Source organism: Moorena sp. SIO4G3, from assembly GCF_010692305.1.
Lineage (GTDB): Bacteria > Cyanobacteriota > Cyanobacteriia > Cyanobacteriales > Coleofasciculaceae > Moorena > Moorena producens_A.
In genome coordinates this window covers 1-7,313 of sequence record NZ_JAAHIG010000419.1, presented here as the reverse complement: position 1 = coordinate 7,313, position 7,313 = coordinate 1, and the positions used below count along the sequence as shown (strand labels likewise).

The following is a 7,313-nucleotide window of genomic DNA, read 5'->3' as shown; positions in this document are numbered from 1 at the left end:
TCACTAACCCAATCAGAAGTAGGTAGATTATCATCATCTAAAAAACCAACATACTCACCTTTAGACTCCTGGATAGCACGGCGTCGAGCAAATGCTATCCCCTGTTTTGGTTCAAAGTAATATCGAATAGGATAAGCTCCTGGATGGGATTGATACTCCTCAACAATTTTGCTGGTATTATCAGTGCTGTTATTGTCAATAATCAGAATTTCCCAGGCAAAATGGTCGGTTTTAATTTGATACAGTAATCGTTTTAAAACCTGAGGTAGACGAGTTTCGCCGTTATAGGTACAGATAGCAACTGTGAAATCAATCATGGGTAGTCAACCGCTAGAATCACTACATTACTAAGCCTTTCAAGGAAAATTGACGGTTAACAGTAACCTGTCAACCGTCAACATTAAACTTTAAACTTTAAACCTACCCTTCACCGAACGCCAAAGGCGAACAACATTTTAGAATTTAGAATTTAGAATGCGCGAATTTAGGGGGTTGCACATTTTTGGGATGATACCATTTTTTGCACATAACTGAAAGTGGCTTATAGTCTACAGTTCAAACTTCGGTAAATAGGTACATCATCCCGTTATTGTGCAACGCCGAATGTAGAATGTAGAATTCTACATTCGGCATTCTGAGAGACAACCTACCAACCTACCCTACACCGAATACGGGGCGAACAACCTTCAACATTAAGCCTTCAACATTAAGCCTTCAACATTAAACATTCAACATTAAACATTCAACATTAAACCTTACACCTTCAACTGCTCTACCTTAACCAACCAATACAAAAGTCTTAGCAGCATTATCGATCAGGGTTTCAGCCTGGACATGATTCAGGATTGCCAAGGTTTCATCACCGAAGCTAATCACAGCGTTGTTGCCTTCCTGAGTAACAGATAACTGACCAAAGGTTAACCCGTCTACTAAACCGATCAAGTCTTCACTGACTTGGAAATCCACAATTGTATCAGTTCCTTCACCAGCGGCTAAGATGAAGGTATCACTACCATCACCACCAGAGCCATTATCACCAAATAGGGTATCATTGCCAAGACCACCCCGCAGTAGGTCATCCCCAGCATCACCCCAAATTTGATCATCACCCTTCTGACCAAACAGGGAATCATGACCGGCTTTTCCACCAATGCGATCGCTTCCAGCACCCCCGTAAATTACATCATCCCCTCCAAGGGTATTGTTAGAGGAACGGCTGTTGAAGTCACCTCGTAATATATCATCTCCATTACCCCCAAAGATAGTATCATTACCATTACCACCAGCAACTAGATCATTTCCAGCTCCAGCAATGATTGTCTCATCAGCTTCGGTGCCAACTAGTTCATCATCTGATGGGGTTCCCGGACCGGGGTTAACTGAAAAGACAGTAATGGTTTTACTGTCTTCTTGAGCCACTACCAGCAGGGGTTCACCATTGGGGCTGTCTTCTACAGGAATAAATGTTAGCCCCTCAGGCTCACGGTCTACTGGATCATCTGGATTGCCACCATTATCATTGGGCAGATATTGGACAAATTCAGGAGCCGTGGGATTAGTGACATCGTAGACAATCACGCCACCTATTCGTTCGAGGCCGATAAAAGTGTAAGTGCGATCATTAATGACCCCGGTGACAATTCCTTCCGGTTCTGGTCCTTGATTGTCACTGCGGTCGTCAAAAGTATCAGGAGTGCCGCTAGAATTAAATAGTTCAGGAACTTGCTGAGCTGTAATTCGTTCAAAGTCATCACCACTATCAAACACTAGGTTGCCAAACTGATCCCAAATTGATAAGGAGCGCCCACCGTAGGAGAATAGCTGGTCGTAATCACCATCATTATCCAAATCCCCATCAATGGTAGATATTCTCAAACGACCCAGTTGAGACTCTGGTTGTAGGGTTTCAGCATCGGGAAAGGCCTCTGGGTCGAGGGTCAAGTTTGCAATCCGTTCCTCTTCATCCCTGATATCCCCTTCATTGGCAGTGACGTAGTAGGTTTGACCGTTTGCCTCAAAGGATGCGATCCCATCCGGTTGGTATAGACCGAAAACGGGCCAATTTTGGATGTTGATGCCATTATCCTCATTACTGGCATCCAGGGCATTGTTCTGACCCAGGTCGATCAGACCTAAGACCACAGGAGTGGGATTGGGGTTCAGAGGAACCGAGCCATCCACCGGAATCTGCTGATCGAGTACTCCAAAGTCATTGTCATTGAGTACAGCCAGTTTGCCATCATCCAGTAGCGCTAGACCTTCTGGTTTATCACCAGCAAGATACCCAATGGAAGGCAGGTTTGTTACTTTAATCTTATTGACCGCCTGAATTCCAAGAGCATCTAGGTCATCCGCACTCAGCTGCTCCAGAGTAGAGTCAGTGGGTAGTTTAGGCGCATCGGGAGCAAGCAAATTAGTGGCTTTTGTAAGGTCTATTTGGAAGATAAACTTCTTTGCTGTATCACCAACTGCCGAATCTCGCTCAATGACAAATAATTTCCCATCCTCAGCGTATACCGCATCACCAATCTTATCTACTCGTCCCCCACTACGTAAAGCAGGGTCTTCGAGCAAGTAAACATACTCGGCAACAGCATTACCTGTGGTAGTATCAATTCCGAGAATGCGAATCACATCCGAGCTATCAGAGGTAGCAGGGTCTGGATTCTGTAAAGGAGTTTGAATAAAGGCGTAGAGGATATTCTGATCTCGATCCAGAGCTACGGCCTCAAAGCCACGGTTAAGGCGGCGATTGGCGTACTCCTCAGGTAAGGACTCAGTGCCAAAGGTTCCCGCTGCTGCACCAGCCAAGGCAGCTGTTCCTTGGGCAACAAAGCGGTCAATCAAGACACCATTGGTATCAAAGTGGTAGATAGCTGGACGGTACTCATCCACCATCCAGAAGGTGCCATCAGCAGCGATTACTAACCCTTCCAGGTCAGCACCAAACTCATCTAAGGGCAGCAAATTGCCAGATAAGTCTACTGGTTCTTCATCCACCCCTGCAATATTGGGTAGTCCTGTGATTGGTGTGGTGCTATCTTGACGGGTCAAGAAAATGCTTTCGGTAATGCCGATCTCCCCAGAGCTGGGATTTAACTCAAAGCGGATCACGCGAGCTTGGTAATCTGGTAAGGCAAAGGGTCGTTCTTTACTCCCATCCCCATCCACATCAGTAGGTTCGCCATGAGGTCCCCGGTCTGGAACCGTGACAAACTTCAAGTTGCCAGTTGCTGGATCTGTCCCTTCGTAGAATAAGCCAGACAGTCCGCCCAGTTTAATCTCCTGACCCCCTTCGGTAGTACCAAGTACAGGCAAGTCATTAAACTCAAATAGCTCTAGGCTGGGCTGACCTTGGCTGTGGTCTTTCACACCCAAAGGCAGGATATCAACCACTGTAGCCGACTCCAGGTCTACCACCCCAAAGGCATTGTTTTCCTGGAGGTTGACAAAGGCTGTAGTACCATCGCTTGAGACAGCAATGAACTCTGGTTCCACATCCTGAGCAACAGTCTTGTCTGGGAAAATACGTACACCCTTTGCCCGGAATTCCGCTTCACGACCATTGAAGGCGCTGAAGTCTGCTGTGGCGACATTGTCTTGGGTTAGAGTTGCTATCCCACTCGACACATCAATAATACTGATCGATCCTTCAGGATCAATGCCATCATCCGCTACTCCTTCATTAGCAACCAGTATTTTGGTGCCATCAGGGGTAAAGGTGAGCATATCGGGTAGGGGCCCCGCTTGCACTACCTTCAGGGCATTGGGGTCAGCCGGATTGTTCCGAAACGCAGCAATATCTATAATTGCTACCTTACCTGGATCAGTAGAGGTGCTAGCTTCTAACGCTAGCGCCAGTAAACCATTGCTATAGGCTACGCTATTTGCTCCATCAATGTCAGGTATCAAAGAAGCCAAATCAATGGGTGGTATTACCTCAGTTGGATTGGTGGGATCACTGAGGTCTAGCACTTGCACCTCAGTTCCACCAGATACTACAAATAACTCTTGAGATATGGGGTCGTAGGCGGTAATTTCAGCCCCCATCTCACTAGAAAAGCTGCCAATTTTCTCTAATATATCTGCCACAAATTTCTCCTAGGTAGTAGATGGCGAGTACCTATATCAGTTATTAGCTATCAACTTATTGAAAGTTTTATAGCAATAATTATGTACTTACAACCCTTAGCAAAATGCCTAACTTTTCGTTGATACCAAAGAATTAAGCTGATTTATGCTCCCTTAATTATTAGGGCTTTTTATAAAAAAATAGGTAGTTTATTATCGTTAATTATAACGTTTGTTTTTAGTAAATTTACTTAAGTTTAACTGTTTACAATCAACAGTTAAACGTCAGCCTATTACGTTTATTTTCTACCTACCTACTTAGTGAGGGGTTGTGTCTTTACTCTACAGCTAGTGTTAATAATTAACCTGTCTTGATGCAAAGCGCGAGTGGGGGGAACCACGGCAGTCGCTCATGGGGGAGACCCCCAAGACCGCGCTGCCTCCCCAAGACCGCGCTGCATCGCTTAACCTTGAGATAGTGTGGCGATGGCTGAATAACGCAAATCATGATAATAACAAGATAACAGCAAGATAAAACCAAGCAATCTGTGCTGTGCGTGAAGGTTATCGGCTAAGCTATTTGCTCAATTTGCTCTTCGTTCGCGAACGGAACAATGAACCTTCCATTGAGTCTGAACCAATTCAAAAAAAAACAGCTAATGGAATTACCCACTCATACTAGCCTGATGACTAGCATGATCATAGTTATTACCTTGACTCCATCTAGGTATTAGGATTTAACTTGATAATCCAGCCACATCAAGACGGACTTTATTTATCTAGTTACCCATAACCTTTGTATGGAGTTCAAGGGAGTCTACCTAAGCCGATGTTAGATTCATTATCAAGTAGATTTTACCCTTTTCCTGTCTTGATGCAATAGCGAGTCGGGGAAACCACGGCAGTTGCTCATGGGGGGAACCCCCAAGACCGCACTGCCTCCCCAAGACCGCGCTGCATCGCTGATGTCATTGAAATCACTAGTTCAGCAACAGCGACTTAAGGTTTTATTGAATTTTACTGTCTTGGATTTGATACTCTCCGATTAGCAAACTAAATCCAAATCATTTGTCTTTGATCTAAGCAACTGGGCTATAGATGCCCGCTGGCTAAGCACCGTTTTCATAAATGACCAAAGGTATGTGGGTAGCTTTAACCTCTAAGTCGATCCTATCGGTCAGACTATTTGAGCCATAGGTTACTTGACTCAATAGCTTTTTGGGTTTAAATAAAACTATACTATAAAAGAGTCTGCTCTAGTAACCTTTACAGAATCTTACAGAATTTGGCCTGTTTGTTACCTCAGGTTTATTTTAAATTTACATGAGTAGCTACCGATTTAGGCTTGAATTCACAATCGGGTAGGTGTAGGGTCTTACCCTCTGGGGCGAAGCTCTTCACACTACCTCCTCCCCTTACTAATTCCGATTAAGAATTAAATTCACCACGGGTCGCACCTGAAAACGATGCAGCAAGGAAACCGGAAGTTTCCCGCACTCGCGCTTTGCATAATACACTGAGATGCACTATCCTAATCCTAAGATATTAACCTTCAATTAAACCCTCTAAAATTTAGGAGGATAAATTCAGACTATTTGATTCATATTAATTTAAATTTATAATTATTATGATGATGATTGTTTAAAAATAAATTCTAGCTATTCCACGTTGTCTATGATTCAGTCACTAGTTTTATAAGGGAGCAGGGAACAGGTAAGTCAAGTCGCGCCGTAGGTCACGCTGCTTAACGCGCTCCAATTCAAAGTTCAAAATTATTAATTCAAAATGATTCGGACAATTCTATATTTTTAATTTTTAATTTTTAATTTTTAATTACCCGGGGGGCTGGTACCCAGAATTAATTAATTCAAAATTTCTGATTTTCTTTATTTTGAAGTTTGAAGTTTGAATTTTGAATTACCACTAGGGGTCAGGAGAGGTAATTATGATAATTTCTCGATAATTACCCTTAATACAAATCTCCCCTACTCCCTAATTTTACAATTGCTATAAGATAATGAAATCGCTTTCAGTAAGGCTTGTTATTCCTAACACTACTGCTAGGGTTTCATCTCCAACATTGATTAGAGAATTATTACTATCGGAGGTGATAGATACATCACCAAAGCTCAAACCATTGCCTAAACCAATGAAGTCAGTGCCCAGCTCGAAGTCTGTAATGGTGTCAGTACCTTGCCCAATCTCTAGGACAAAGGTATCACTGCCACTACCATTAGAAAAGTTATCTCCAGTCAGAGTATCATTACCCAGACCACCAGTTAATAAATCATCCCCAGCATCACCCCAGAGTTGATCATCTCCTCGGCCACCATAGAGGAAGTCATTACCAGATTTCCCGCCAATGCGATCGCTTCCTGAACCACCGTAGATAATATCATCCCCACCAGCCTTACCACCTACGGACTTGCTGTTTTTATCTCCGCGCAGGATATCATCACCATTGCCACCAAATAGGACATCATTGCCCAATCCCCCAGCAATGGTATCATTTCCATCAAAGCCATTGATCAGATCAGCATCAATAGTTCCAATCAACTGGTCAGCCCCTTGAGTACCGTTAATCTCGGCGGTGGTGTCTACTATAGCTGTCGGGGATTGAATAGTATCGAGGTCTAGCCCAAATGCTAGGAATTGGGTAATCTGGCTGTCATTGAAATTGTTATCGCTAGCAACAATTAGGGATTGTCTGCCATCAGGTAAGGTTGGACCAAATGCGATCGCTTCACTATTGTCCAGACGAATGGCTAAGTCATCGAAATCCAACAGTAACCGTTTCTCAGCGACTTGCTCAACCTCTAACAGTTTACTATCTGGGTCAGTGGGGTCACTCAAGAGGTTATCAACATCACTGATATCTGTAGCGCCTTGGAGCTGGACTTCATATAGCCTGAGATTATTACCGACACCAACGGCAAAAGAACGCTCTAGAGCCAGTAATGTCCCGGTATTATCTAGCGCTAGTAATTATACTAAACCATTATCAGCAAAACTACCAGGAGGGTCAGGCTGATTGGGAATGGTATCAGTGATGTAAAGAAATTCTTGAGCCGGTGCCCCAGTTTTTGACACTCCCCGGTCTAAAGACGCGGGGATTCTGTTAGAGTCGATGTCCCCTATTAAGGGGAGCACCTCTCCTTCAGAACCGTACGTGAAGCTTTCGCCTCATACGGCTCCTAGATATCCTAGTCTTTCGACTTGCTCCAGTGGATTTGCTGGTGACA

The 7,313-nt window shown here is 44.0% G+C and carries 6 protein-coding genes and 1 pseudogene; 2 read left to right on the top strand and 5 right to left on the bottom strand.

Annotated features, from left to right (window positions below; genetic code table 11):
• Together F6J99_RS38630 and F6J99_RS38625 are read right to left on the bottom strand one after the other, a co-directional pair.
• The coding region (locus F6J99_RS38630; protein ID WP_293121286.1) for a glycosyltransferase at nucleotides 1-317 on the bottom strand (317 nt) is incomplete at its 3' end.
• Between the two features lie 460 nt (nucleotides 318-777).
• Nucleotides 778-4,092 carry a choice-of-anchor I family protein gene (locus tag F6J99_RS38625; RefSeq protein WP_293121284.1) on the bottom strand — a complete coding sequence of 1,105 codons (3,315 nt, stop codon included), beginning with the start codon at nucleotides 4,090-4,092 and terminating at the stop codon, nucleotides 778-780.
• Nucleotides 4,093-4,483: 391 nt separating this feature from the next.
• Between F6J99_RS38625 and F6J99_RS38620 the strand changes: the two genes are divergently transcribed.
• Both F6J99_RS38620 and F6J99_RS38615 read left to right on the top strand, forming a co-directional pair.
• Nucleotides 4,484-4,606, top strand: coding sequence for a hypothetical protein (locus tag F6J99_RS38620; protein ID WP_293121282.1), 123 nt, complete (start codon nucleotides 4,484-4,486; stop codon nucleotides 4,604-4,606).
• Between the two features lie 376 nt (nucleotides 4,607-4,982).
• Nucleotides 4,983-5,120, top strand: coding sequence for a hypothetical protein (locus tag F6J99_RS38615; protein WP_293121280.1), 138 nt, complete (start codon nucleotides 4,983-4,985; stop codon nucleotides 5,118-5,120).
• A gap of 958 nt (nucleotides 5,121-6,078) precedes the next feature.
• Here F6J99_RS38615 and F6J99_RS38610 read toward each other — a convergent pair.
• The 3 genes and pseudogenes from F6J99_RS38610 to F6J99_RS38600 form a co-directional block, all read right to left on the bottom strand.
• The gene (locus tag F6J99_RS38610; protein ID WP_365975121.1) at nucleotides 6,079-6,654 is read right to left on the bottom strand and encodes a calcium-binding protein; all 576 of its coding nucleotides are present in this window, start codon (nucleotides 6,652-6,654) and stop codon (nucleotides 6,079-6,081) included.
• 102 nt (nucleotides 6,655-6,756) lie between these two features.
• Nucleotides 6,757-7,044: pseudogene (locus F6J99_RS45895) on the bottom strand (esterase-like activity of phytase family protein); the annotation flags it as partial.
• Nucleotides 7,045-7,056: 12 nt separating this feature from the next.
• Nucleotides 7,057-7,221: a hypothetical protein gene (locus F6J99_RS38600; protein ID WP_293121278.1), complete on the bottom strand. Its 165-nt coding sequence runs from the start codon at nucleotides 7,219-7,221 to the stop codon at nucleotides 7,057-7,059.
• Nucleotides 7,222-7,313: the final 92 nt, after the last annotated feature.

What these genes read in the sequence shown, in the direction of transcription:
- F6J99_RS38620 (WP_293121282.1), top strand. Translation starts at nt 4,484, where the DNA reads ATGGGGGAGACCCCCAAGACCGCGCTGCCTCCCCAAGACCGCGCTGCA.
- F6J99_RS38615 (WP_293121280.1), top strand. Translation starts at nt 4,983, where the DNA reads ATGGGGGGAACCCCCAAGACCGCACTGCCTCCCCAAGACCGCGCTGCA.